The following is a 24,852-nucleotide window of genomic DNA, read 5'->3' as shown; positions in this document are numbered from 1 at the left end:
TCAGAACGTCTTGGGGCAGCTGAAACTGGTCAGCGCCGGCAGCGAAAAGGGGTTGATCACCGAGCCTGACTGAAGCTGGAAGATCGCGATGCGCCCGCCCACGCGGAAGATCAGCCGCTTGCGGTCCGAGACGTTGGTATTGCGCACCTCGGCCGCATCCAGCAGGCGGAACAGACCCCAGGGTCCGTCCCGGCTGAGGGTGCTCTCCGAATTGCTGGCAGGCGGCTCGAACGTGATGCGCGCAAGGCCCACCGTGCCCGGCCATGTGATCGCGGCCGGGCGCGGCTGTCCGTCGCTGTGGCTGAACCCGGCGGTCTGACCGTCGATCTCCAGCGCGACGGACCGCGCCTGCGGATCCAGCGCCTCGGGCGTGAGCTGAAAGCTGATCTGTGGCGCGGTGCCCGCGGAAAAGAAGGCGTCCCGAATCTCGGCCGCCCGCTGGATCTCGGTGAGAACGGCCTGCGATATCCCGAGGTCCGTTCCGCCGACCGCCTTCCAGCTCCAGGGGCGCGTGCTGGTATCGACGTATTTCGCAAGGTTGTCACGGTAGAAGCTGTCGATCAGGCCGTCTGGCGCGAACAGGGTCGAGAAATCCTTGATCGAGGCGTCGGCGCTGGCGCGGGGATTGAAGGGATAGCTGTTGCCCACAACACGCTCGCAGAGCGGCAGGACCTGGCTCTGCCAGGCCGAATTGATGCCTGCGCGGGTCCCGTCCGCGGCGATTCCGGCGGAGCCCACCGAGATCTGCTTTGACCAGCGCTCCATCGGTCCCGGCAGACGGGCCGAGGCGGCGCGGAACCGCGCAAGCGCGGTCAGTTCCTCGTCGGTGCCCGAGGCGGTGCCGTCAGCAAAGCTCATGCGGTTGAGCTGCTGGTAGACCTCGGTCAGCGTGCCGACCATCTCTTCGAGTTGCGAGGGTGCGCCCTCCTGCTTCGCGACGAGGCGATGCAGCCACTCGAACCGCTGCTCGACGTAGGCGCCGGGCTGTTCGGCCTCTTCGCCGCGGGCCGCCGCCCCGGCCGACATCGCCTCCATGAAGAGGCGCGCGCGCGGGCTGAACTGGCTCGTCGCCTGACCCGAGTCCGCAATGGTGCCGCCGGCGGCCTCTGCCGCGTCGCCTCCCGGCACCTGCGCCTCCGGCTCGGCGGTCAGCCGCGTCTCGCGCGCCACGGCCTCGAGCACGTTGACGATGGGCGAGGTCGGGCCGGAGAGGATATTGGTCACCTCCACGGCGTGGCTGAGCGACTCCAGCGGGACGATGTCCAGATCGCCCAGCAACTGGTCGTAACGCTTGACGTAGTCGTTGTAATAGAGGTCCAGGACATCGCGGCTGATCGCCATCAGCGCCTGCTCGTCCTGGGCCAGCTCGTTGCCGGGGCCGATCACCCAGCTGTCGCGCTGGATACGCTGCGCCACGCCCAGCGCCTCTTTCAGGAACACGTCGCGGAACCCTTCGTAGGTGAAGATGCCCTCGATCCCCTCCGTGAGCGGTTTGCCAGAGGAGCGGACCATCGCCCGCGTGACGGCGGGTCCGCCGATGTCGGTGATCCGCCATTCCGGCAGATCCCTGGCGGCGGGGCTTGAGAGGATCCCGTTGTAGACCCGCTGGGAGGGCTGCGTCTGCGCGAGCACGCCGCGCACATGATCCACCATGTCCTTGTTGAGATCTATGCGCTCCATCGGGGCGGAGAGGAGCGCGTCGAGATGGCCGGCGATGTCCTCGCGAAGCGCCGCGCGGTTGGGGCCGGGATAGGCAAGCTGCGCGTCCACGGCGCTCCATTCGCGGATGAGATCGGCGTCGAGCGGCCCCGCCTGCCCCAGCATGAGATAGACCTTCAGCGTCTCGAAGAGCACTTCGGGATCGTTGACGTTGCTCTGCATCTGCTCTTCGAGACGCAGCAGCAGCCGGGGCAGGAAATGCTGGTTGAGCGCGGCGCGATAGGCCAGCCGCGCCTCGTTGGCGATGACCCCTTCCTGCGAGAGCCCCCAGCCGAGCGCAGAAGGATCGAGCCCCGCGGTCACGACGGGCGCGCGCGCGAGGTCGCGCAGGGTGTTGAGGGGCTCGACCACGAGCGGCAGGTCGCTGTCGGCAACGGGGTTCGACGGGATCTGCGCCACCGCCTGCTGATAGCTCGCGATCTGGCCCTCTGACGCCTGCGCAAGCGCGCGGTTGCCCAGATAGCTGCGCGTCCAGAGCGTGCCCACCGCGACGGCGAGCAGGACGGTGGCGGCGATCGCGCCGCGCTTGATCCAGCGATATCGCCGCTCGGCGCGGTCGTCGGCCGAGACGAGGCCCGCCTCGCGGAAGATCACCCCGTCGAGGAGCCGTGTCAGGAAATAGGACCGCCCCGCGCCCTGCCCCGTGCCGATCGCCTGCCGCCCGATGCCGAAGCTGCGCGCCATGCCCAGCATCAGCCGGTCGATCGGCGTGCCCTCCTGCGTGCCGGAGGTGAAATAGACGCCGCGCAGCATCTGCCGATGCTCGTAGCGGTTCTCGCGGAAAAGCTGGCTCAGGAAGTCGCGCGCCAGGCCGCGCAGCGACGCGACCTGTTGCGGGAAACCGGCGATCAGGCTCCGGCGCTGCGGGTCGCTCTCGCCCTCCATGCGGTCGAGCGCCTGCCTGTTGAGCCGCTCCAGCAGCAATCCGAACTCTTCCTCGAAGCCGGCGATGGGCGAGGATTCGCCGCGGCCGCCGTCCACCAGCGGCAGGGTGAAGCCCCAGACCTGCGCGCGCTCCTCCTTTCCCAGCTTCTCGAATGTCTCCGAGAAGCCGGCGATCAGGTCCGCCTTCGTGAAGAGCACATAGACCGGGAAGCGCACGCCCAGCGTCTCGCGCAGTTCCTGAAGACGGCGGCGCAGGGCGTCTGCGTGGGCCTTCTGCGTGATCTCGTCCTGCATCGACAGGTCGGACAGGCTGATCGCGATGATGGCGCCGTTGATCGGCTGGCGCGGGCGATGCTTCTTCAGCAGCCTCAGAAAGCCCAGCCATGCCGCGTTGTCCGCCCGCGCGTCGCTGTCCTGCGTGCTGTAGCGCCCGGCGGTGTCCACCAGAACGGCGCCGTCGGTGAACCACCAGTCGCAATTGCGCGTGCCGCCCACCCCGCCCACGGCGGACTTGCCCATCTCCTCGGCCAGCGGGAACTGCAGGCCCGAGTTGACGATCGCGGTCGTCTTGCCCGCGCCGGGCGGGCCGATCAGCACATACCAGGGCAGTTCGTAGAGATGCCGCCGGCCCAGGCGGGACCTGCGCAGGCTGGCCAGCGCGCGGCGCAGCTTTTCACGCATCTCGGAAAGCTCCGAGGCGACGGCGCCATCGTCCTCGTTCCCTGCCGCCGCGGGCCCGGCCGGCGCGTTCACGATATCCTCGGCCATCTGCGCATCGCGCTTGCGGCCGGACAGCAGCAGGCCGAGCACGGCCAGCAGCGCCACGATCCACATCACGGCGAGTCCGGCGAGACGGCCCACGACGCTCTCGAAGGGTCGGGCGTCACCGAAGCCCAGCAGCGGGCCGAAGATCCACAGGCAGAGCGACAGGATCAGCGTGACGATGACGACGATGCCGATACCGGAGCCCAGCGCGCTTAGAACCCGTCTCATCATTGTGCCTCCTGCCGGACCAGCACGATCTCGATGCGCCGGTTGGCCGCGCGGCCCTCGGCGGTGGCGTTGTCGGCGATCGGCTCCTTGTCGGACCGGCCCTCGGCGCGCAGGCGGTCTGGATTTTCGATCAGCCCGGCCAGCATCTTGCGCACCGACTCCGCCCGCGCCAGCGACAGCTCCATGTTCGAGGAAAAGCGCGCCGAGCGGATCGGCGTGCTGTCGGAGTGGCCCACCACGATCACCGGCCCCTCGGTGTCCACGAGCGCGGACGCCACCCGTTCCAGCGGGACGACGAAGCGGTCCTGCAGACTGTCGGAGGCCGGCGCGAACATCCCCGCGCCGGCCAGGCGGACCGTCACCGTATTGGCGTCCTGATAGACCTCGACGATGCCCTGCTCGATTTCCTCGGTGAGAAAGCCAGAGACCTTTTCGATCTGCGTGGTGTCGGGTTCGGGCGGGATCACGGGCGGCGCACGGCGTTCAAGCACCGCAGGCCCGGGCAGATCGAGCGCGGCGAGCCGCCCCGCCACCCGTTCCGTCCCCCCCGAGAGCGCATAGGACAGCCCGAGAAAACCGCTGCCCAGCAGGGCCGCGACGGCACCCACGGCGATCCAGACCGGCTTCCAGGCCGACAGGGCGCGATGCGGCCGGTCCACCCCCTGCCAATGTGGCGAGAGCGCGGTCTCGGGCGCACCACGCTGGGCCTTGATGATCCGGGCCAGCCCGTCGCGCACCTCGGCATGGCGTGCCCGGCCGTTCGGATCGACGCGCAGCCGCCCCTCGAAGCCGAGCGAGAGGCACATGAACAGGAACTCCAGCAGGTCGATGTTGCGGCCCGGGTCCTGTTCGAGGCGCGAGAGCAGATCGTAGAAGCGGTCGCCGCCCACCGTCTCGCGGTGAAAGGTGCCCACGAGGGACTTCTGCGTCCAGATCGACTCGCCGCCCCAGGGCGTGTTCAGAACGACATCGTCCAGCGTGGCACAGATCGCGTAGCGCGCGATCTTGACCTTTTGCGGGTCGATCCCGGCCTTGAGCGCGCGCGCCTCGAAGGCGCGGATCTCTGCCACGACAGAGTCGCGCAGCGCGGAGGGATCCGCGTGCTGCGCCCGGTTGCGGATGCGGCTGACGAGGGAAAACAGCGTCGCGGCGCAGGCGTTGAGCGGGTTCATCCCGGTCATGCCCGCGTTCAGGGCAGCATCCGCCTGCGGGTCGCCGCCGGCTGCGGGCCTCCGTGCGCCGGGCATCCCGTAGGACTGATCGCCCGTGCCGCCGGAAGGCGCTTGCTGCCCGGTCTCGGGGGGCGCGGCAGGCGGCGGCGCCGGGGCCGGCTGCGGCGCGATCGAAGGGCGCCGCCCGCCCGGGTTGGGACGCACCACCGTCTTGTCCGTGTCCCCCGGCTCGTTGAAGGGGTTTTCGTCAGCCATGATCTGCCGCCCTCTCCCTCACCCCTGACGTATCGCCCAAAGCTCCATCGAGAGTTCCGGGTAGTCGCCCGACACATGGACCGCGATGCCGCCCGAGGTGGTCATCTTGCCCCAGGCCGGATCGGCACCGTCCAGTTCGAAATAGACCGCGGAGCTGGAATAGGGGATCTGTCGCGGCGCGACCGGCAGCGGGCGCAGCGCGATCCCCGGAAGCGCCGAGTTCACCAACTGCCGGATCTCCTCGACCGGACCCACCTTGGCCTGCCCCGCGAAGTGCCGCCGCACCTTCTCGGTCGAGATCGACGAACTGACCGCGAGGACGAAGTTGGACGAGCCCAGCAGCTTGCGGTCATGGATGATGCCGACCGAAACGCCGTATTTCCGCGGCTCCAGCGGGATCGCCACGGCCGAATGCTCCAGCACGCGCGAGAGGTATTCGCGCAGGCTGCGGATCAGCGGCTTGAAGGTGGCCGTCAGATCGTGGTGCTGGTAGGCGGGCAGCGGGGGCGGATGCTTCTCCGGTGCCATGAAGGTGGCCAGTTCGCCGCAGAGCGCGGCGAGATCGTGAAACACCCGCTCGGGATGGACGTTCTCGATGCTGCACAGGTGCCGGATCGCCGGCAGCGCCCGGTTGATCGTCATCAGCAGCAGGAAGTCCTGCACCTCTGCTGCGCCCCGGGCCTCGCCGCCCTGGCTCAGACGGTCCGACAGGGCGCGCATCCGGTGATCGAGAAGCCCCTCGAGTTCGACGAGAAAGCCCGCGAGCGGCGGCGCCGCGCGCATGTCGAGGCAGCTTGGCATGAAGGCGCTGTCCAGCACCACCTCCCGGTCCGGGCGGACCTCGATGATCCGCGCCACCGGGATCGCCAGGCGGTCGGCAAGATCGTCCACCTGGAGCGCGAACTGCAGCCGGAGCTTGCCCACCGACAACGTCACCGCCTTGCCGTTGCGCATCGTCGTGTCCGTCACTTCCAGCTCCGACGGGCGCAGCCGGGCGGCGGAAAGCTCCGCGCCCGACATGTCCACCTCGGGCGCGCCCTGCCTGCGCTGGGGCACGGTCAGGTAGACCACGCAGTCGCTGGTGTTCGTCGGCACCTCGAGCGCGGGCGGATGGTCGTCGGAGGCCGGAACGCGAAACACGACGCCATCGGGCGTCAGCCCCGAACAGGCGCGCAGGGCAAACTGGCCCACCTTCAGCGCCTCCTCGTCGATCTCAAGCTCCGAAACGCCCCAGGCATAGGGCGAGACGCGGCGTGCCAGCCCGGCGACGAGCGCCTCTGTATGGCGGTCCGCCTGCTGGAAATGATGGGGCTGCAGGAACAGCCCCTCGTTCCAGAGAACCTTGCTATCCCACGCCATTCGCCTGCCCCGTGCGCCTGTTCGCCTGTCCGGTCATTTCAGTTTTCTCTGCTGTTCCTCGTAAGCGCGCGCGAACTCCTTGCCGAAAAGCTCCTGGAAATCGGTCTCCGCCTGATCGGCGATCTCGGCATACATCTTCTCGTAGACCTCCCAGTAGCGCGCCTTGCGGCCCTTCAGCAGCGAGCCGAGCCCGCCCGAGGTCTCGATCCGGCCCTCCAGTTCCTGCGGAGAAAGGCCGCGCAGGATGCCGCGCAGCGCCGCCTCCATCCCCGACAGCACGGCGACCTCGTGCGCCTTGACGTCGCGCAGCGCCTCCTCGGCCGCCGCGACGGGGTCCAGATAGCCCCGCGCCCGCGGCCGGATCAGCGACTCCATCGCCTGTTCCTCGCTGATCGAGAACTTGAGCGGATTGTTGTCGCCGGCCGCGATCATCGTCTGCGCGATGCGGAATTCCGACTTGATCGAGGTGCGCGTCATCAGCACCTCGCGCAGGCCGTTCACCATCACGCGCATGACGCGCCCCGCCCGCTCCATCGTCTCGGCGCGCGTCTCGGGCGGCACCTCAAGGTCATCCAGACCCGCGCCGCGCAGGAAGGCGCGCAGCACTTCGGCCTCTGCCACGGCATCCGTCGCAGGCACCCCCTGCGTCGCGGCTGCGCCGGGCACGGGCGCCTCGTGCGACGACAGTTGGTCGCCACGGGGCGGCGGCTCGGCCAGTGGAGATGTCTCGGGTGGGGGTGCCGTCCCGGCCGCCGGCGGCGCCTCTGCCGGTGGCGGCGCGGATGGCTCCGTTCCCGGCGCCGGGCCCTCGGGCTCGTCCGCACCTCCGATACCGGCCAGGAATTCGTCGTCCCAATCTTCGGGAATGGCCTGCGGCGCGGCGCGCGGTGACGGGATGAAATCCTCGATAGCCGCCCCGTGCTGCGAGGGCGTGGGCCCCGTCGGCACGGGCTCGTCCGCATCGCCTGCGGCCTCGTCGTCTGCATCGAGTGGCGGCAGCAGGCCATCCTCGCCCAGTTCGGGCCGGTTGACGCCCGCCGCCCCGGTCGGCCTTGACGCCCCGCCCAGAAGCTCGTCCAGAAAGTCCCCCTCGTCCTCGCCCAGCGGATCGTCGAAAGCCGTCTCGGCGGCGTCATGGGCAGCCGCCGTGCCGGCGACGCTCGCCGACGCCTCGGGCGGGGGCTCCGCGATCTCGACCAGAAGTTCGTAGGGTCCGATGCTCAGGATGTCGCCGTCGCTCAGTTCCGTCGGCACACGCCCGATCGGCACCTTGCCATAGTTGAGATAGGTTCCGTTGGTCGAGAAATCGACGACGACCACGGCGTTGCCGTGCCTCTCGATCGCGCAATGCCGCTTGGACAGGAGCCTGTCGGGATCGGGCAGGGCGCAGTCGTTATCCTGCGCCCGCCCGATGGTCATGGCGTCCCCGCTCAGGCGCAGCGGCTCCCCCCTTCCCGGGATCGCGCCGGTTGATTGAAAGCGCAGCAGTACCTCCATCGCGGATCAGCCACCCACAAGAACGGTTGGCGCGCCCGGCCCCGCGACAATCCCGCCATGCGCGGTCGTGTCGATTGCGATGCGCACGACCGGCCGGTTCATGACCATGACCGTGGCCGACCCCTTCACCAGCGCATCGGGGGGCCCGACACAGAGTGCCGTGTTGCCGAGCGGGGCGGCCGGCAGTCCCATCACCAGCACCGTCGGCACGCAGGGCGGCAGGACCGGGCCACCGACATGCGGAACCGGCGGAACGCCCGGCGTGACCATGGGACAGACATGCATGTCGGTGAGCCGGGCGCAGGGCATCATGGCAAAGTTCCCCCTTCGGCAGCCAGGACAGCCGACGCGCCGGCCGGGTCCATTCGGAGGTCGAGACCGGGCGAGTCCAGGAAACTCATGGAGCGGCCCCCGCGCCTTGAGCGGTCTCTGCCGAACCTTCGGCAGACGCCTTTTGCGGGCGCGGCACCTTGGTGCCGTCCCCGCCCCGCGCGATGTCGAGTCCCCGGTCCAGCAGATAGGCAAGGCCCTCTTCCATGCTCCATCCCTGCCCGGAGAGCGCGACGATATTGATGCCGAAGGCTGCGTTCTCGGCAGCGCCCGGCGGCGCGTCGTATCTGGCAAGATCGCCGGGCCCCAGCGTTCCCTCGGCCACCACCGCACAGAAGGCGCAGAGCGTCGTGTCGTCGTCCGGCTCGGCGATTTCCATCGCGGCGCGTGCCGCCGCGCGTCGTTCGTCGCCGGGTTCGAAGACCCAGGCCTCTGCCGCGGCAAGCGGCGGCGGCGCCTCGCCCACTTGCGCGACATCCCGTCCGGCGAGGCAGGCCCACCACACGAGTTCGCGCGGCGGCAGCGCAACCGAAAGCAGGCGCAGCATGTCCACTCCGGCGATCGGCCCACCGATGGTGTCGAGTTCCGCGAGCACCTGGGGCACCGAGGCCGCGGCCGGCGCTGCAACCGTGGTCTTGAGCCGGGCGTTCGCCATGGCGAGGCGGCGCCTTGCCGGCTCCGCCGTCAGCTTCGTCAGATTCCCGAACCGTGGCTGCACCGGCGCCCCCTAGTTGATGAGCGTGATGCCGCCCTTGAGTTTCAGCATAGCGTCACCCTTGACGTCCGTCATCAGGCCCTTGGCCTGCAGCATCACGTCGGCCTCGATCTTGACCATCATGCCCTTGATGGTCACGCCCATCTGATCGATCTTTACCGATGAACTGCCAACCTTGAACTCGATGGACTGCATCGCCTCGTGCGTGGCCTTGCCGAGCGCGAGCTTCTGGCTGTAGTTGCCCATCTGAAGCTCTTCCTCGACGTTGCCCATCTGCACCTCGTGCTTCACGTTGCCCATCTTCACGGTGCGCGTGACGTTGCCCTGCTCGACCGTTTCCGTGACGTTCCCGGTCACGACGCTGTCCGACTTGCCCTCGATCTGCTCGGTCTTGTCGGTCTTGACAAAGAGGTCTTGCGATCCGGTCTCGACCCGGAAGGTGTGATCGCCGGTTTTCACGAACTCCTTGAGATTCCGGTGCACGGTCAGGCTCATGTCGCCCGGATCCTTGTCTTCGCGGCCGATCTCGATCGTCGCGTCGTTTTCCACCACCTGCAGATAGTCCCGTTCGGCGTGCAGGCGGACCAGTTCGGCATCCTTCGTGTCGTCGAACACGAGTTCGTTGTAGTTGTCCTTTCCGCCGCTCTTGGTGGAGCGACTCCTGAAGCCCGACAGGTTCATCTGGTCGGGAAGGCTGTAGGGCTGTTTCTTTGCGTCGTTGTAGACCATCCCGACGACCAGCGGGCGATCCGGGTCGCCCTCTTCGTATTGCACGACCACCTCCTGCCCGATGCGCGGGATGTGGATCATGCCCCAGCCCGCCCCGGCCGAAGGCGTCATCACGCGGACCCATCTCGTGCTGTTTTCGTCCGATTTCCCGAGCCTGTCCCAGTGGAACTGCAGGCGGATCCGGCCCATGTTGTCAGTATAGATCTCTTCGCCCGAGGGGCCGGTGACCACGGCGGTCTGCGGCCCGGGAATCCGGGGCATGGGCGTCGTCGCAGGACGGCGATAGGGCGTGTCGGCGCGCATGGCGACAAAGGAGACGTGGTAGGGTTCGCGTTCCGAGCTTGCGAGTCCGAGCCGCCGCGCCACACCGGGCAGCAGCCCCTCGACCTTCAGCCGCCCGAGGTCCTGCAGAACGTGGTGCGTGGCCTCGGTCACCAGGAACTCGGCGCCGTCGTCGGCGGGATCCGGCGATCCGTCGATCTTGAACAGGCGCCCCGTGACGATGTGCGGTGCATTGGAGCGGCCTTGCCAGCTGCGATGCGTCGCCGCCTCCGCCTCCATCCGCACACGCGCGTAATGGTCGCCGTCGTCCGCGATGCCGTAACGGCCGGGATAGTCGTAAAGTTCGTGGCCGGCGTGGGGATGATCGCCGCTGGCGATTTCGCTCTTCGCGAGCAGGTCTACGCTGGTCGTCTCGTAATTGTAATCGTCGAGGACCACGCGCCCGCTTCGGACGCGGTGCCGCGCGGCCCAGTGAAAGAGATGTTCGAACTGAACCCTGAGATTCCCGTCGTCGTCGTCACGCGGAACGAAGCGGAGCGTGGGCTTGCCGGCAATCTGCGGATGCGCGGTTGACGCATCGCAGAGGATCATCTTCTCTTCCCAGCTGTCGGAGTCCATGTAGTAGTAGATGCCCTCTTCCTCCATCAGTCGGTGGATGAAGTCGAGCGTCGTTTCGCGGTACTGGGTGCAATACGCGCGTGTCCGATAGGAGCCGCCCAGCTTGTCCTGCGCCGCGAGGCCGGCATCCTTCAACAACGCCTTGATGATGTCGGGCGCCGTCATCTCCTGGAATATCCGGCAGTCCGTGGTGCGGCTGAGGAACCAGGGCGCGGGTCGCAGCGTGGCGCCGTAATGCATCAGCTTGCCGGGCTGTGCGTCGATCAGGAACACCTCGACACAGAAGCCGCGGAACGCGCGCGTCGTGCCATCGGGCGTATCGATCACCAGGTGCATCGACTGGCCCAGCAGGTCGTCGATGTCCAGATCCTTGCGATCGGAAACGAACTCCAGCTCGGCGCCGCCGGGCCGGCCAAGGCTTTCGCGCACGACGGCCCCGATGGGCACGATGTTGTGCTTGCTGACATTCCCCTCCAGCCGCACGGGAAAATTCTGGGGAACGAGATCTGCCATTGCGCACCTGCTCATGGTTCAGCCTACTCCGGCAGCCGCGCCATCGCCAACACCCGATTGGGTGCGGCGGCCGCGCCTGTCAGTCGTAGGCATAGGTGAACTGTCCGTCCTCGACGCCGATTTCGACTTGCGCCACGCGCTGGCCTTCCATCATCCGCCGCAGGAACTCGCCCGAGATGTCGGGCAGCATCGTGTTGGTGACGATCGCGTCGATCATTCGGCCGCCCGACTCGAGCTCCTGACAGCGTGAAACGATCGTCTCGACCACGTCGTCGGTATAGGAAAAGGGCACCCCGTGCGTCTGCTCCACCCGACGCCGGATCCGGTCGAGTTGCAGGCGCGTGATCTGCCCGATCATGTCCGGCGAGAGCGGGTAGTAGGGGATCGTCACCAGCCGGCCCAGAAGTGCCGCCGGGAAGACCTTGAGCAGCGGATCGCGCAGCGCCTTCGCGATCCCCTCGGGTTCCGGCATCAGATCAGGGTCGGCACAGAGGTCCATGATCAGATCGGACCCCACGTTCGACGTCAGCAGGATCAGCGTGTTCTTGAAGTCGATGATCCGGCCCTCGCCATCCTCCATGACGCCCTTGTCGAACACCTGGAAGAACAGCTCGTGCACGTCCGGGTGCGCCTTTTCCACCTCGTCGAGCAGAACGACCGAATAGGGCTTGCGCCGCACCGCCTCGGTCAGCACGCCGCCTTCTCCGTAACCGACGTAGCCCGGCGGCGCGCCCTTGAGGCTCGAGACGGTGTGCGCCTCCTGGTATTCGGACATGTTGATGGTGATGACGTTCTGCTCGCCGCCGTAGAGCACCTCGGCCAGCGCCAGCGCCGTTTCGGTCTTGCCCACGCCCGAGGTGCCCGCCAGCAGGAAGACACCGATCGGCTTGTCGGGATTGTCCAGCGCCGCGCGGCTCGTCTGGATCCGTTTCGCAATCATCTTCATCGCGTGGTCCTGGCCGATCACGCGCCTGGCCAGATGCTTTTCCAGGTCGAGCACCGTCTGCAGTTCGTCCCGCACCATCCGGCCCACTGGGATACCGGTCCAGTCGCCCACGACGCTCGCGACCGCCTGCTCGTCCACGATGGGAAGGATCAGCGGCGACTCGCCCTGCAACGCGGCAAGCTCGGCGTTCTTGGCCTTGAGTTCGGCGAGCAGCGCCTCGCGCTCCTCGCCGCTCAGGTGGCTGGCCTCGGCCGCCTCCTCGCTGCCGGCGTCAGGGGCATCCACCGGCGCGCCGCCTTCGCGCAGCCGCGCGCGCAAGTCGAGAATCGCGGAGACCACGGCCTTTTCCGCCTCCCATCGCTCTTCCAGACCGGCCAGGCGCTTTTCCTCTTCGGCCCTGAGGTGGGTGATCGCGGCGCGCCGTTCGGTCACGTCGTAGCCTGCCGTCTCGTCCCGCGCGATGATCTCCAGTTCGGTCGTCAGCGCGTCGATCCGCTTGCGGCTGTCGTCCACCTCGGCCGGCACGGCATGCTGGCTGACCGCGACACGCGCGCAGGCGGTGTCCAGCACGCTGACCGACTTGTCGGGCAGTTGCCGTGCCGGAATGTAGCGGGCAGACAACGTCACGGCCGCCGCGATACCCTCGTCGAGCACCTGGACCTTGTGGTGCTTCTCGAGCATCGAGGCGATGCCGCGCATCATCATGATCGCCTTGTCGATGCCCGGCTCGTCCACCTGCACCACCTGGAAGCGGCGGGTGAGGGCCGGGTCCTTCTCGATGTGCTTCTTGTACTCGGCCCAGGTGGTCGCCCCGATGGTGCGCAGCGTGCCCCGCGCCAGCGCCGGCTTGAGCAGGTTGGCCGCATCGCCGGTGCCTGCCGCGCCGCCCGCGCCCACAAGCGTGTGCGTCTCGTCCACGAACATCACGATGGGGACGTCGCTGGCCTGCACCTCCTCGATCACCTGCTTGAGCCGGTTCTCGAACTCGCCCTTCATCGAGGCACCCGCCTGCAGAAGCCCCACGTCCAGCGTCAGCAGCCGGACATCGCGCAGCGCGGGCGGCACGTCGCCCCGCGCGATGCGCAACGCGAAGCCCTCGACCACGGCCGTCTTGCCGACGCCCGCCTCGCCCGTGAGGATCGGGTTGTTCTGCCGACGGCGCATCAGCACGTCCACGATCTGGCGGATCTCCTCGTCGCGGCCGACGATCGGGTCGATCTCGCCGTTGCGGGCCTGTTCGGTAAGATCGGTGCAGAATTGCTGCAGTGCCTCCTGCCCGCCCAGCGCGGGCGACCGCATCGCCTGGCTCTCCTCGCCCGGCGCAGCCCCGCCCCCCGTGCGCGATCCGTCGCGCGGCGTGAGCGAGTCCTCGGACGAGCCGGCGGTGATGCGCGCGTAATTGTCCGACAGATCGTCGGCGCCGATCTTGCCGAACTCGCGCGAGATGCCCAGCAGGATCTGCCGCAGCGACGGCGTCTTGAGCATCCCGAGGATCAGGTGCCCCGTGCGCACCTGGTTGGAGCTGTAGAGAAGCGAGCCGTAGACCCAGGCCCGTTCCATCGCGTCCTGCAGGTGCGAGGAGAGATCGCTGATCGCGCTCGCCCCCCGCGGCAGCGCGTCCAGCGCGCGGGTCACATCGGCCGAAAGGCGTGACGGATCGATCTCGTAGTGATGCAGGATCTTCTGGAGATCGCAGTTGTCGACCTGAAGAAGCTGCGCGATCCAGTGCACGATCTCGACATAGGGGTTGCCCCGCATCTTGCAGAACACCGTGGCCGACTCGATGGACTGGTATCCCACCTTGTTGAGCTTGCCGAACAGTGCGACGCGGCTGATTTCACTCATCGCTTTTCTCCTTCCCCTTGCTCGGGCGCGCCGTCAGGCGGCAGCCTCCTCGACGTTGCCCCGCACCGGCGCGAGGAACAGGTCGGCGGCATCCTTGCCGCCCGGTCGTGTCCCGATCCAGCTTGTCTGGCCGAGTCGCGTGTCAGCGCCCAGTTGCGCCGCCGGCACCTCTTCGGCGCGCAGCACGAGGTTCGCGTCCCAGTCGAGCGAGTCGCCCACATGGTTGCGCACGATGGCCGCGAGCCGCGCCAGATCCTCCCCCTCGGGCAGCAGCCGACGATAGGCCTCCAGGCCGAGCGGCCCGATCCGCAGCCGGAACTTCGCCATCCGTGACCAGACCCGGCTGCCCAGGCTGGCCGAGCCGCCGAGCGTTGCGGGGGCGCCCAGCCGGCAACGGTCTTCCGGCGGGAGTTCGAGCCATGAGCCCACGAACTGCTCCACCTCGACCCCGGTGGCGAAGAAGGACGACAGGATCGCCTCCAGCCCCTCGGCACTGGCGGGCACCGCACCAAGCATGGCGGTGAAGTGGCGCTTAGCCATGTCCGGCATGGCATCGCGACGCGCCAGCGCGGATCCGGCATAGCCCGACAGCGCCGCCACCTGCGCATCCATGCCCTCGCCCGGGCCGCGATCGAAGCTCGCGGCGGGCTGGCCCGTCACCCAGGCCCTGTAGAGCAGGCTCATCGGGCGGTGGGTCAGCATGTTCGCGAAGGCCACCAGCGTGCCATCCCGCGCGTTATGGAGGCGGTCGCGCGCGTATTCGGTCAGATGCAGGGGCAAGGGCCCGTGCGGTCCGAAGAACCCGAAGAACAGGTTGATCAGCGCGCCGGGCCGGTCGTCGGCCGCGGGACGGAAGCGCGCCAGCGTGGTGTCGGGAAAGGCGAGTTCCGGCGCCTGGCCGAGCCGGACGGCGTCCTGCCTCGGACGCCTAGACTGCCCCAGCCGGGAACCGCCCGTGTACTGCGCCTCGATGATGCGAAGCGCCTGGAAGACGTGGTGACGTTCGGGAAAGCGTTCCAGCCGCGCAAGATGCGTCAGATGATCCGCTTCTTCCCGGCCCTGGGTGCCCATCGTGCGATCTCTCCGCGCTGTTGGCTGGCGATGACGGTTTCAGTGAAACTGTTGAGAGTCACGTATTTGCGGAAGAAGCTCGCCAGAACGGCGCCCAGCCGATAGACGCTGCTGCCCTCGTAGAGCGACTCGTCGAAGGTGACGGTGATCTGCAGGCCGCGCACGGCGGTGGACATCACCCCGTCGCTCATCCGGCGCACGACCGGGCGTGTCGAGACGGCGGTGATGCCGTCGAGCTGTTTGGCCAGCGCGCGGTCCTCCGGCGGGGAATAGAGGCCGACCAGTTCGCGCAGCGCGGCGGCCGCCGCGCCGCCGCCTTCTTCGTCGGCGATCGACAGGTAGTTGAGGCTGAGATGGCTTACCAGCCGCCACGCCGCATCGCCCTGCGCCAGGGTCGGCCGTGGACGGGTGGGCGAGACCGGCGTCCGGATGCGTGCAACGGGGCCGCCGGAGGGCAGGTGGAAAAGATCGTCCGCCCCCAGCGACATCAGGATCGGCAGGTCGCGGTTGGTGACGAGCGCCCGCACCGCAAGCTGTGCCAGATCGGCCGCATGCGGCGCCTGCGCCGCATCGACCAGCGAGAGATAGGTCTCGGACCCGAGGTAGCCGGTGCGCGGGCCGCGCAGTCGCTCGCGCTCGCTGCGCTCGCGCAGCTTCCGCTGGATGACGAAATAGGCGTCCGCCTCGCCGCTGCCGGCCGCAGTGAAGGCGTCGCTCGAATAGAATGGCCGGAAGACGCGCTCTTCGCTGCTGTGCTTGCTGATCCCGACGACCGAGAGAACGGAATGCACCTCGTAATCCAGGGGGGCGGTGCGGTCGACGACGACATGGTGGCGCGTGGTTTCGGACCCCACGGGCACGCGGTCGCAGCGCCGCTCGAAGAGATTGATCGCCGGAACGCAATGCAGCTTGAAGGCCTCCGTGGTGATCGAGGGGGCGAGTTCCGGGCGGCCGTCGCGCAGGATGATGTAGACATCGATCTCGGAGCCCTTTGCGCGCGCGATGCCCCCCTGAAGCCCGCGCAGGTCCACGAAGTGGAACCGCTCGGGCATCGCGAAATACTCCTGCAGCAGGCGGTAGCCGTCGAAGCTTGCCCGCGGCAGGGGCAGCAGCGCCTCATCGCGCTCCAGCCCGCGGGGCACGACACCGCCGGGCACCGGAACGACCCAGTCGTCGCGCCTGTCGGTCGAGCGGGCGACGACGGCCGTGGTCTCGGCCCCCAGCAGTTCAAGCAGCGTGGCACCAGAGACCGCCTCGCCCCCCAGGAACAGCGTCAGATTGTCGAGCGGCAAGGGCTCGAGCGGCAGCCCGGCGACGCGGCGCAGGCGCAACCGGATGGCGGCCCGCCCCGGCGCATCGCGCACCACGCCCGCCGCGACCAGTGCGCCGCGCCCGTCGATGTATTCTGCCTCCGCGATCTCGAGCGGCCAGAGCGTGAGATCCTGCGCCGTGCGGAAACGGCAGGCTTTCTGCGCCCCCTCGATCACCGACGAGCGCAATTCGGTGTGCCGCGGAACCCGGAAGCCTTCGGCCAGTGCCGGGTTTTCCATGTCGGGCTGAAGCTCGGCGACCATCATCGACGGGGTCGGCGCAAGGTAATGCGGATAGACGATCTCCAGCAGATGGCTGGTGAAGGCCGGATACTGCAGCTCCAGCTCGAGCTGGACCCGCGCGGTCAGAAAGGCGGAGCCTTCCAGCAGGCGCTCGACGTAGGGATCGAGCACCTCGATCCCGTCCATGCCAAGCCGCGCGGCGATCTTGGGGTAGGCTGCCGCAAACTCGGCGCCCATCTCCCGAAGGTAGGCCAGCTCCGCCTCGTAATGCTTCAGAAGGCGTGTGTCCATCGCGCATCAGGCCCTGTGCTCGAGTTCGACATGGCCGGTCGTCAGGTCGATCTCGGAACGCAGGTAGAGTTCCAGCGGCATCGGCTCGGCCCACATGTCCGCCACGATGTCGAAGAGGATCGTCGCTCCACTGCCATTTTCCGAAGAACGCTGCACCACGTCGAGTGTCCCGGGGTTGATCCGCGGCTCGAACCGTTCGATCGCAGTGCGGATAGTCTTTTGTATCCGGTCGACCCGGCCGGCCGTCGAATAGCTCCCTGCCACCTCCGGCAGCCCGTAGTTCAGCACGGAGCACGCCGTGTGCGGAAAAGCCCTTGCGTCGAGCATCGAGCCCATGTCCGAGGTGTTGAGCAGCCAAGACAGATCGCGGCGGATGATCTCGCGCAGGCGCCTGATGTCGATCACCCGCAACGCGCGGCTCTCGGAACGCGCGCCCGGCTCGTGATCGGTGAGACGGTCCAGCAACGAGGGCTGGAGCCGCTCCATGATCGTCTTGTCAGCCATCGACGGTCGCACCGTCTGGCTGCGGGCCGACATCCACGACCGGGCGAAGCTGAAGGTGGCGCAGATCCATCAGCGCGGTATCGCCCGCATCGGTGGCAAGCAGCCGCTGGCCCAGGCCCGTGAAGGTCTCGGCGCCGGCATCCTGCCACGACGTCGCCCGCGCAAGCTTTTCCGCGTCCGATCCGGCGGCCACGGTCGCGGGATAGCGCGTGGGGATCAGCGCGACGAATTCGCCCCCGTTCCGAAGCGTCAACTCGACCGGCATCCAGACCGCATCGCGCAGGTCGGCCGGTGGGTCGGCCCGGATCGCCGCGACGTGATCGAAGGGAAGCCACGTATAGCGTCCGTTGATGATGATTTCGAGCACCGGGCCGAGCCGCATGTCGGCATCGGCGATCCAGGCAAAATCGGCGTCGTTCAGCGCGCCGGGCGTTGTCGGCGCGGCCTCGAAGGCGCGCGCGCGCAGATTGGCGGCCTCCTGCACCTGCCCCCGCGCGAGCGCGCCAAGCGCATGGACGAGCAGCACGGTCCATTCCTGCGGCTGGCCGAAGATCAGCGGCTCCTTCTCTCCGGCAAACACCTTTTCGCGGAACACCTCGCAGACGATCGCCTCGCGATAGGTCTGCGCCATGGTAACCGCGTCGGAGTCGAGTTGCGCGCAGACCTTCAACTGCGCGACGGCGCGCTGCCAGTCGCCCATGACGCAGAGCAGCTGGAAAAGGAAGATCCGCAGCTTCGCGTCCTCGGGGCGGGCGCGCACCTGCTCCTGCAGCATCGAAAGCGCGCCGGCCAGGTCCCCGGCCCGCAAGTGATCCGTCGCATTCGCCATCACGCCGCGACTCCCTCCGGTCTGTCATGGGGCGGGGGCACGTTTGCATATGCTGCGGTCGTGCCCCCGCAGGGATCAGGACTTCTTCTCGTTCGCCGCGATATCGTAATTGAACGGGATATCCGCGCCCAGGTTGCCCTTCTCGTCCTGCGGCTTGTAGATCGTGTCGAACGCCCCGAAGTTGAGCGAGAAATTGACCGTCAGCCGATCCTCTCCGGTCGAGCCCCCGGTGCTGACCGATGTCACGATGATGTCCTTCAGGGTGTAAACGATGTATTCCACCTGCTTGCCGCCGGCCTTCCGCACGGTCAGCTTGGCCTCCTTGATGTGATCGCCCGTGGCGCACTTCGTCATCAGATGGGGCGTCGATTTCTCGTAATAGCTGGTGCAGGAAATATCCTGGAAACTGGCCTTCCCGGCCCCGCTGCCACCGCCCATGTGCGTGGTGCCGCTCTGGCTGATGCCCCAGCTCCAGGCGAGGATGTCAATCTCTTCCTTGTGAGTCTTGTCCTGGGACTCTCCCTTGATGTCGCCCAGTTTCAGAAACATGTCTACGGCCATTTTCCCTCTCCATTATTGTGCGCTTGGGTGATCGCGCTTGATATGAACCGCGCCGGGGCCCCGGATCCCGGCGCGGAGGCTGCATTATCCCTGCTTCTCTGACGGAAGCTTCGAGACCAGGCGGAGCGATACGGACAGCCCCTCCAGCTGGTAGTGCGGTCGCAGGAAGAACTTGGACGTGTAATAGCCCGGGTTCCCCTCGACTTCCTCGACGGTCACTTCGGCCGAGGCGAGCGGATGCGTCGCCTTGTACTCTTCCGAGGAGGTTTCCGGGCTGCCGTCGACATACTGGGTTATCCAGTTGTTCAGCCAGTATTCCATGTCATCGCGGCTCTTGTAGGAGCCGATCTTGTCGCGGACCATCTTCTTCAGGTAATGGGCGAAGCGGCAGGTCGCGAAGAGATACGGCAGCCGAGCCGCCAGATTGGCGTTGGCGGTGGCGTCGGGATCCTCGTATTCCGCCGGCTGGTGCAGCGACTGCGCCCCGATGAAGGTCGCCATGTCCGAATTCTTGCGATGGATGAGCGGCATCAGGCCGGCCTTGGCAAGTTCCGCCTCGCGACGGTCGGCAATGGCGATTTCGGTCGGGCATTTCATGTCCACGCCGCCGTCGTCCGTGGGGAAGGTATGGGTCGGCAGGTTGCCGACGGTGCCGCCCGATTCCACGCCGCGGATGCGCGAGCACCAGCCATATTCCTTGAAGGCGCGGGTGATGTTCGTGGCCATGCCGTAGGCGGCGTTGACCCAGGCGAACTTCTCGGACTCGGCGTGGCCGGTATCCTCGACGAAGGCGAACTCTTCCACCGGGTTGCTGTCCGGTCCATAGGGCTGCCGGCCCAGAAAGCGCGGCATCGCGAGACCCACGTACTTGCTGTCCTCGCTTTCGCGCAGACTGCGCCACTGGGCGTATTCCGGCGTCTGGAAGATCTTGGTCAGGTCGCGCGGGTTGGTCAGCTCCTGCCAGCTTTCGAACTGCATCAGCGCAGGATCGGCGCCCGCAAGGAACGGCGCATGCGCCGCCGCCGCGATCTTCGACATCTCGCCAAGGAGTTCGACGTCAGGCGGGCTGTGGTTGAAATAGTAGTCGCCCACGAGACAACCGTAAGGCTCACCGCCGAACTGGCCGTATTCCTCTTCGTAAAGCTTCTTGAAGATCGGCGACTGGTCCCAGGCCGCGCCCTTGAACTTGCGCAGTGTCTTGTGAAGCTCCTTCTTCGAGATGTTCATCACGCGGATCTTGAGCATCTCGTCCGTTTCGGTGTTGTTGACGAGATGGTGCAGGCCGCGCCAAGCGCTTTCGAGCTGCTGGAATTCCTCGTGGTGGATGATCTGGTTGATCTGCTCGGAAAGCTTTCGGTCGATCTCCGCTTTCATTGCCTCGATCGAGTGCAGAACGTCCTCCGAGATGAGCGAGGCGTTTTCCAGCGCCTGCTGGGCCAGCGTCTTGACTGCCGATTCGACAGCGGTGCGCGCAGTATCGGTCCGCGGCCGGAACTCCTTCTGCAGGAGGCTCTCGAAATCGGACTCGCCGGCTTCGGTCTGCGTGGCCGCCTCTGCGGCCTGGGTCGCTTCTTCGGCCATGGCTTACTCCTTCTCCTCCTGTTCGGCGCCCTCGGGCGCGGGCTGGGCCGCGAGCGTCTTGAGCAGGTCGGGATCGTTCAGGGCCTTCGAGACCAGTTCCTCCGCGCCCGGCTTGCCGTCCATGTAGGTCATCAGGTTGTCGAGCTCGTTGCGTGCGTCGAGCAGCTTCTTCAGCGGCTCCACCTTCTCGGCGATGCGTCCGGGCGAGAAATCGTCCATGCTCTCGAAACTGATATCGACCGAGAGATTGCCCTCGCCGGTGAGCGTATTGGGCACCGCAAACGCAACGCGGGGCTTCATGGCCTTCATGCGGCTGTCGAAGTTGTCCACGTCGATTTCAAGGAACTTGCGGTCGGCAACGCCTGGCTGCTCGACCTCGGACTTGCCGGCCAGATCGGCCATGACGCCCATCACGAAGGGCAACTGCACCTTCTTCTCGGCGCCGTAGAGCTCGACATCGTATTCGATCTGCACCCGTGGCGCGCGGTTTCGCGCGATGAATTTCTGTGAGCTTGACATCAATCACTCCCTGTCTTTGCCAGCAGCCCGGTGGCGTGGTTGTCTGCGGCCCGTTCAGTCGTCGCTTTCCGTTTCAGCGATCCCTCCGACGAGCGTGACATTGTCGCGCCCGGCCGGCGCCATGTCGTCGATGATGGTGAGAAAGTCCGCCCCCACGAGCCGGCGTGCCCGCTTCATCAGCAGCGGCACGGGACTCGAGGGCTCGCGCCGGGCGTAGTAGTCGGTGATCGCGTCCAGAGCGGCGAGCACGTCGCGCTGGCTTTCCAGCCGCCCGGGCACGCCGCCATGCCCTGCCCGCGGACCTTCGGCCTCTGCAACGCCATCGCCGTCGCCTTCCTCTGCGTCCGGCTCGCCGGATGCGGATGTCGCGCCGACATGCACGACGATCTTGCCCAGCGTCCGCAGCAGCGGCGCAAGCTCCGGCCCTTCGCCGGGCAGGCGGGTCTGAAAGACCGCGTCAATCGCCTGTGCATGGTCGAGCGCGCGACGGGCGGCCTCCGCGATCGCCGCGCGCATCTCTTCCGGCGTGTCCTGGATCGCCGCGCCGATGCTCGCGGCGTCGGGCGAGGCCTCGCCTTCGCGCGGTTCGATTTCGCCCTCGGCGACCTCGATGTCGCGCAGGGTGAAACGACCGAAGGCCGGGCTCTGCGTCAGCGGCGCGCGGCGCAGTGCCCGGATCACCGTGTCGGCACCTGCAAGCCCCAGAACGGCGTTGACGCGCATCGTGGGATCGTCGTCGTCCTCGGCGTCGAGCTGCGGGTGGCATGTCTCCCAGTGTTCTTCAAGGCAGTAGCGGATGTATCCCAGAACATCCGCGAACCCGCCCAGTCCGTCGGTGCTCAGTTCCGCCTGCGCCAGATAGACTGCGGCGCGCAGATCGTGACTGAGGTCGAGCACCTCGCGCGCCTTTGCGGCGACGGTCCGATAGTCGGGGTCTTCGGCCTCGATCACGGCGTTGCCCATCTGACGCTCTTCTCCGGGTTGCGCCGCGATCTCCATCTCGGCGAAGACTGGTTCGTATTCGAGGTTCGGGCCGCTTGGGGCATCCTCGCCGTGGGTCTTGAAAAATTCGTCCAACGTTTACCTCGGCGGAGCCCAACGGCTGCAGATCCTGAAATGCTCGCGCGATGCTAGCAGAAATGATCGACAAATCTACCGTCGCGTAACACCAGCGGGACTGCGGTGTCTGCTCGGGCCTTGACCGCGCGGACGGCGGCGTGGCTTGATGCAACCGTGCAGGGAGGAAACAGGCGTGCGAAAAGCGACCGTAATGGCCATGCTTGGCGCGATCGTGGCCACCGCGCTTGCGGTCGGGGCGCCTGGGGCACAGGCGCAGGAACGGCCCCTGACCGTCGAGCTCAACAAGTTCGAAGCCGGGGAAGAGGGCGGCTGCCGCGCCTTCTTCCTCTTCCGCAACGGGGGCGAACGGACCTTCGACGGTTTCGAGATGTCGCTCGCCATTCTCGACGGCGGGGGCGTGATCGACCGGCTGCTCACGATCGACGCGGCCCCCCTGCCCGCCGGCCGCACCACGCTGAAGCTCTTCGAGATCCCCGATATCGCCTGCGACTCGATCTCGGAAGTGCTGCTGCACGACATGACGGCCTGCAACGCGCAGAACGAAGGGCCGGCCGACTGCTTCGGACTGATGGAACTGGTGAGCCGAACTTCTGCGCGCTTCGTCGAATAGACCATGGGCGGCCTGCTCGCCACGCTGTCCCAGGGCGGCCCGATCGTGGCGCTTCTGGCGCTCATTTCGCTTGGCTCGCTCGGTCTGATCGGGGCGAAAGTCGCGCAGCTGCGCGGCATCCTCGGCGGCCGCGAACGGCGCGCGGCGGCGCTCGAGTTGTGGCATTCGGGCGACCGGCACGCCGCAATGCGCGAGACCGAGGCAGGCGACACCCCGGCCGACCGGCTGCTGCGCGAAGGCATGGCCGGGCTGAGGGAGGGGCAGCCGCGCGCCGCACTCGACGCCCGCCTGGAATGGCGCGGCAACCTCGAGATGGCGCGCATGTACCGACACATCCGCCTGCTCGAGCTGACCGCGATGATCAGCCCGCTGCTGGGGCTGCTGGGCACGGTGCTGGGCATGATTCGCGCCTTTCAGGATCTTGCGCTGGCGGAGGGCGCCGCTAACGCCGCGATGCTTGCCGACGGGATCTGGCAGGCGCTGCTCACCACCGCCGCGGGGCTTCTCGTGGCGATCCCGGCGGCCGTGGCGGCAGCATTGCTCAATGCGCGCGTCGAACGCGCGGGCGAAGAGATAGAGGCAACGGTCGGGCAGCTTATGGCGGAGGCGCCGCCGGGCCGATGACCGACCGTGCGGGAGAGGTGCCGTGCGACTGACGCGCCGCGCAAGACCGCTGGCAGGCCCCTCGCTCGTGTCGATGATCGACGTGCTGATGATCATGCTGATCTTCTTCATGGTGACATCCACCTTCCTGAATCTCCGGATGATGCCGCTCGCGCAGCCCGGCACGCAGGCTGCCCAGGCGGCCGGGGCGGACAGCGATTCCCCTGCAGCACCGGCCGCCCCGCTCTTCGTGCGGCTCGACGCGGAGGGAAGCGCCCATCTGCGCGGCCGGCCGCTCGACCCGGTGTCGCTGCGTGCCGCGATGGCCGAGACCCCCGAGCGGCAGGTCGTGATTCTTCCCTCTGCGCGGGCACCTCTCCAGGCGCTCGTGTCGCTGACGGAAACGCTGCGCGCGGCCGGGGTGCGCCGTCTTGCCATCATCCGGCCGGAGGACGCCTCGTGAAGCTCATGCGCCGCGCCCCGCGCGACACGCCCGAGCCGATCATCGCGCTGATCGACGTGGTGTTCTTCCTGCTGGTGTTCTTCCTGCTGGTCGGTCGGTTCGACGCGACCGCCCCGTTCGAGGTGCTGCCCGCAGAGAGCGCGGCAGGAGAGGAGATGCCGGGCGGCGGCCTCACCATCTCGGTCGCGCGGGACGGCCGGCTCGCCCTCGATGCAGAGCCTCTTGCGCCGGAGGCGCTTGCAGAACGCATCGCCGCCGAACTGGACGCGGCGCCGGCCACCCTCATCCGCCTCAACGCCCACCGCGACGCGGAACTGCGCCATGTCCTGCCACTGGTTTCGCAAATCGAGGGCCTGGGCGCCCGGCATGTGGTCCTGATCGTCACGCCGGGTGAGGTCCCGTGAGTCGCGGGCAGGGCACACTCTGGGCGGGGGGGCTGGTGACATCCGTGCTGGGCAACGCCCTGCTGCTCGGGCTGGTGGCGGCGGCGATCGCGCCCACGCCGCCACCGGATCCGCCGCCGCCGGAGACCCGGCTGGATCTTGCCGCCTACAGTGTGCCGCAGGCCGAGGCGGAAGCGCGCGCGCCGCGCGCGGAGCCAGGCGCCGAAGCAGAGCCTGCGGAAGCCCGGCTTGGCGGCGCCAGCGTGCGGCGCAGCAGGGCCGCGCCGGTGACGCCCTCGGGCGCAGCGGCGCGGAGCGGGACGCCCGCTGCCCTCGCCCTGGACGAAAGCCGCGCCGCTACGGCGACGCAGCGGCTGACCGCGGCAGAGCCCGGTGGCGCGGCGCTGCCTGCGGCGGACGTGCCGGAAGCGCAAGCCGCGACCGCCGCGCCGGAGCTTCCGCGGCCGGCGGCAGACCTTGCCCCGACGGCAGAGGCCGCCAGCACAGCAGAAGTCGAGGCAGAGGCGGCCACCCCTGCCCCGCCCCGCGCTGCGGCAGGTGTCGCTGCAGCAGCCGGGACCGTGGCCGAGGGCGCGCGCGCCGCACAGCCGGGAGCCGAGGCTGCCCGTCCCGCCGCGCACCGCGCGGCTGACGCCCGACAGGGCGATCCGCGCGCCACCGCTGTGCAACCTGCCACGGAAGCCGTGGAACGGGTAGAGACGGACCGCGCCACAGGTCAGGACGCGACACAAGCGGCGCTCCCAGAGGCCTCACGCCTTGCCGCGCGCGAGACGGAGGATGCCGCGCCTCTCGCCGCACGCGAGGTGGAGCCGCTGAATGCCGCGCCCGTTCCGGCAACGACCGGATCCCTACCGCCCGTTCCCTCGAACACCGGCGCCCTTCCGGCACAGACCGTGCGTGCGCAGACAACGGGCGCAAGGCCGGT

20 protein-coding genes and 1 pseudogene are annotated in these 24,852 nt (G+C 67.9%); 5 read left to right on the top strand and 16 right to left on the bottom strand.

The genetic code is table 11. From position 1 onward, the window contains the following. The 16 genes from tssM to tssA all read right to left on the bottom strand — a co-directional run bounded on the left by tssM (position 1) and on the right by tssA (position 21,844). Positions 1 to 3,597 carry a type VI secretion system membrane subunit TssM gene (gene tssM, locus ACLFOB_RS03320; protein WP_410924860.1) on the bottom strand — a complete coding sequence of 1,199 codons (3,597 nt, stop codon included), beginning with the start codon at positions 3,595 to 3,597 and terminating at the stop codon, positions 1 to 3. Further along, positions 3,597 to 5,024: a type IVB secretion system protein IcmH/DotU gene (gene icmH, locus ACLFOB_RS03315; RefSeq protein ID WP_410924858.1), complete on the bottom strand. Its 1,428-nt coding sequence runs from the start codon at positions 5,022 to 5,024 to the stop codon at positions 3,597 to 3,599. Before icmH ends, tssM begins: the two co-directional genes overlap by 1 nt. A gap of 18 nt (positions 5,025 to 5,042) precedes the next feature. Then, the gene (tssK, locus tag ACLFOB_RS03310; protein WP_410924856.1) at positions 5,043 to 6,383 is read right to left on the bottom strand and encodes a type VI secretion system baseplate subunit TssK; all 1,341 of its coding nucleotides are present in this window, start codon (positions 6,381 to 6,383) and stop codon (positions 5,043 to 5,045) included. 33 nt (positions 6,384 to 6,416) lie between these two features. Further along, the gene (gene tagH, locus ACLFOB_RS03305) at positions 6,417 to 7,880 is read right to left on the bottom strand and encodes a type VI secretion system-associated FHA domain protein TagH (protein WP_410924854.1); all 1,464 of its coding nucleotides are present in this window, start codon (positions 7,878 to 7,880) and stop codon (positions 6,417 to 6,419) included. A 6-nt stretch (positions 7,881 to 7,886) separates the two neighbouring features. Further along, entirely contained in the window at positions 7,887 to 8,192 is a 306-nt protein-coding gene (locus tag ACLFOB_RS03300; protein ID WP_410916052.1) for a PAAR domain-containing protein, read from the bottom strand. A gap of 85 nt (positions 8,193 to 8,277) precedes the next feature. Then, positions 8,278 to 8,865: a DUF6931 family protein gene (locus tag ACLFOB_RS03295; RefSeq protein ID WP_410924852.1), complete on the bottom strand. Its 588-nt coding sequence runs from the start codon at positions 8,863 to 8,865 to the stop codon at positions 8,278 to 8,280. A gap of 72 nt (positions 8,866 to 8,937) precedes the next feature. After that, on the bottom strand, positions 8,938 to 11,067 hold the full coding sequence (locus tag ACLFOB_RS03290) for a type VI secretion system Vgr family protein (protein WP_410924850.1): 2,130 nt from the start codon (positions 11,065 to 11,067) through the stop codon (positions 8,938 to 8,940). Between the two features lie 79 nt (positions 11,068 to 11,146). After that, positions 11,147 to 13,858 (bottom strand): type VI secretion system ATPase TssH, encoded by a 2,712-nt coding sequence (gene tssH, locus ACLFOB_RS03285; protein ID WP_410916055.1) that lies wholly within the window; start codon positions 13,856 to 13,858, stop codon positions 11,147 to 11,149. A gap of 33 nt (positions 13,859 to 13,891) precedes the next feature. Next, positions 13,892 to 14,929 carry a type VI secretion system baseplate subunit TssG gene (tssG, locus tag ACLFOB_RS03280; protein ID WP_410916057.1) on the bottom strand — a complete coding sequence of 346 codons (1,038 nt, stop codon included), beginning with the start codon at positions 14,927 to 14,929 and terminating at the stop codon, positions 13,892 to 13,894. After that, positions 14,893 to 16,773, bottom strand: coding sequence for a type VI secretion system baseplate subunit TssF (gene tssF, locus ACLFOB_RS03275; protein WP_410916058.1), 1,881 nt, complete (start codon positions 16,771 to 16,773; stop codon positions 14,893 to 14,895). Before tssF ends, tssG begins: the two co-directional genes overlap by 37 nt. 6 nt (positions 16,774 to 16,779) lie before the next feature. Then, positions 16,780 to 17,277 (bottom strand): type VI secretion system baseplate subunit TssE, encoded by a 498-nt coding sequence (tssE, locus tag ACLFOB_RS03270; protein ID WP_410916059.1) that lies wholly within the window; start codon positions 17,275 to 17,277, stop codon positions 16,780 to 16,782. Then, a complete protein-coding gene (locus ACLFOB_RS03265) occupies positions 17,270 to 18,106 on the bottom strand; it encodes a type VI secretion system accessory protein TagJ (RefSeq protein WP_410924848.1) in 837 nt (278 codons plus the stop codon). The genes tssE and ACLFOB_RS03265 overlap by 8 nt, the downstream gene beginning before the upstream one ends. Before the next feature lie 75 nt (positions 18,107 to 18,181). Further along, positions 18,182 to 18,667 carry an Hcp family type VI secretion system effector gene (locus tag ACLFOB_RS03260; protein WP_410916061.1) on the bottom strand — a complete coding sequence of 162 codons (486 nt, stop codon included), beginning with the start codon at positions 18,665 to 18,667 and terminating at the stop codon, positions 18,182 to 18,184. Positions 18,668 to 18,751: 84 nt separating this feature from the next. Next, a complete protein-coding gene (gene tssC / locus ACLFOB_RS03255; protein WP_410916062.1) occupies positions 18,752 to 20,248 on the bottom strand; it encodes a type VI secretion system contractile sheath large subunit in 1,497 nt (498 codons plus the stop codon). A gap of 3 nt (positions 20,249 to 20,251) precedes the next feature. Continuing rightward, positions 20,252 to 20,767: a type VI secretion system contractile sheath small subunit gene (tssB, locus tag ACLFOB_RS03250; RefSeq protein ID WP_410916063.1), complete on the bottom strand. Its 516-nt coding sequence runs from the start codon at positions 20,765 to 20,767 to the stop codon at positions 20,252 to 20,254. Positions 20,768 to 20,821: 54 nt separating this feature from the next. Next, on the bottom strand, positions 20,822 to 21,844 hold the full coding sequence (tssA, locus tag ACLFOB_RS03245; protein WP_410916064.1) for a type VI secretion system protein TssA: 1,023 nt from the start codon (positions 21,842 to 21,844) through the stop codon (positions 20,822 to 20,824). A 193-nt stretch (positions 21,845 to 22,037) separates the two neighbouring features. On the opposite strand from tssA, the gene ACLFOB_RS03240 reads away from it, so the two are divergent. From ACLFOB_RS03240 to ACLFOB_RS03220, 5 genes and pseudogenes are all read left to right on the top strand, one after another. Continuing rightward, on the top strand, positions 22,038 to 22,457 hold the full coding sequence (locus tag ACLFOB_RS03240) for a hypothetical protein (RefSeq protein WP_410924846.1): 420 nt from the start codon (positions 22,038 to 22,040) through the stop codon (positions 22,455 to 22,457). A 3-nt stretch (positions 22,458 to 22,460) separates the two neighbouring features. Next, the gene (locus ACLFOB_RS03235; protein WP_410916066.1) at positions 22,461 to 23,081 is read left to right on the top strand and encodes a MotA/TolQ/ExbB proton channel family protein; all 621 of its coding nucleotides are present in this window, start codon (positions 22,461 to 22,463) and stop codon (positions 23,079 to 23,081) included. 22 nt (positions 23,082 to 23,103) lie between these two features. Further along, positions 23,104 to 23,523 carry an ExbD/TolR family protein gene (locus tag ACLFOB_RS03230; protein ID WP_410924844.1) on the top strand — a complete coding sequence of 140 codons (420 nt, stop codon included), beginning with the start codon at positions 23,104 to 23,106 and terminating at the stop codon, positions 23,521 to 23,523. 5 nt (positions 23,524 to 23,528) lie between these two features. Further along, complete coding sequence (locus tag ACLFOB_RS03225) at positions 23,529 to 23,927, top strand: ExbD/TolR family protein (RefSeq protein ID WP_410916069.1); 399 nt, start codon at positions 23,529 to 23,531, stop codon at positions 23,925 to 23,927. Then, positions 23,924 to 24,852: pseudogene (locus ACLFOB_RS03220) on the top strand (hypothetical protein); the annotation flags it as partial. The gene ACLFOB_RS03225 and the pseudogene ACLFOB_RS03220, both read left to right, overlap by 4 nt.

The sequence above is a fragment of the Rhodosalinus sp. genome, from assembly GCF_046542825.1.
GTDB lineage: Bacteria > Pseudomonadota > Alphaproteobacteria > Rhodobacterales > Rhodobacteraceae > Rhodosalinus.
This window is presented reverse-complemented; position numbering and strand designations above follow the sequence as displayed.

What these genes read in the sequence shown, in the direction of transcription:
- tssM (WP_410924860.1), bottom strand. Translation starts at nt 3,597, where the DNA reads ATGAGACGGGTTCTAAGCGCGCTGGGCTCCGGTATCGGCATCGTCGTC.
- icmH (WP_410924858.1), bottom strand. Translation starts at nt 5,024, where the DNA reads ATGGCTGACGAAAACCCCTTCAACGAGCCGGGGGACACGGACAAGACG.
- tssK (WP_410924856.1), bottom strand. Translation starts at nt 6,383, where the DNA reads ATGGCGTGGGATAGCAAGGTTCTCTGGAACGAGGGGCTGTTCCTGCAG.
- tagH (WP_410924854.1), bottom strand. Translation starts at nt 7,880, where the DNA reads ATGGAGGTACTGCTGCGCTTTCAATCAACCGGCGCGATCCCGGGAAGG.
- ACLFOB_RS03300 (WP_410916052.1), bottom strand. Translation starts at nt 8,192, where the DNA reads ATGATGCCCTGCGCCCGGCTCACCGACATGCATGTCTGTCCCATGGTC.
- ACLFOB_RS03295 (WP_410924852.1), bottom strand. Translation starts at nt 8,865, where the DNA reads ATGGCGAACGCCCGGCTCAAGACCACGGTTGCAGCGCCGGCCGCGGCC.
- ACLFOB_RS03290 (WP_410924850.1), bottom strand. Translation starts at nt 11,067, where the DNA reads ATGGCAGATCTCGTTCCCCAGAATTTTCCCGTGCGGCTGGAGGGGAAT.
- tssH (WP_410916055.1), bottom strand. Translation starts at nt 13,858, where the DNA reads ATGAGTGAAATCAGCCGCGTCGCACTGTTCGGCAAGCTCAACAAGGTG.
- tssG (WP_410916057.1), bottom strand. Translation starts at nt 14,929, where the DNA reads ATGGGCACCCAGGGCCGGGAAGAAGCGGATCATCTGACGCATCTTGCG.
- tssF (WP_410916058.1), bottom strand. Translation starts at nt 16,773, where the DNA reads ATGGACACACGCCTTCTGAAGCATTACGAGGCGGAGCTGGCCTACCTT.
- tssE (WP_410916059.1), bottom strand. Translation starts at nt 17,277, where the DNA reads ATGGCTGACAAGACGATCATGGAGCGGCTCCAGCCCTCGTTGCTGGAC.
- ACLFOB_RS03265 (WP_410924848.1), bottom strand. Translation starts at nt 18,106, where the DNA reads ATGGCGAATGCGACGGATCACTTGCGGGCCGGGGACCTGGCCGGCGCG.
- ACLFOB_RS03260 (WP_410916061.1), bottom strand. Translation starts at nt 18,667, where the DNA reads ATGGCCGTAGACATGTTTCTGAAACTGGGCGACATCAAGGGAGAGTCC.
- tssC (WP_410916062.1), bottom strand. Translation starts at nt 20,248, where the DNA reads ATGGCCGAAGAAGCGACCCAGGCCGCAGAGGCGGCCACGCAGACCGAA.
- tssB (WP_410916063.1), bottom strand. Translation starts at nt 20,767, where the DNA reads ATGTCAAGCTCACAGAAATTCATCGCGCGAAACCGCGCGCCACGGGTG.
- ACLFOB_RS03240 (WP_410924846.1), top strand. Translation starts at nt 22,038, where the DNA reads ATGGCCATGCTTGGCGCGATCGTGGCCACCGCGCTTGCGGTCGGGGCG.
- ACLFOB_RS03235 (WP_410916066.1), top strand. Translation starts at nt 22,461, where the DNA reads ATGGGCGGCCTGCTCGCCACGCTGTCCCAGGGCGGCCCGATCGTGGCG.
- ACLFOB_RS03225 (WP_410916069.1), top strand. Translation starts at nt 23,529, where the DNA reads ATGCGCCGCGCCCCGCGCGACACGCCCGAGCCGATCATCGCGCTGATC.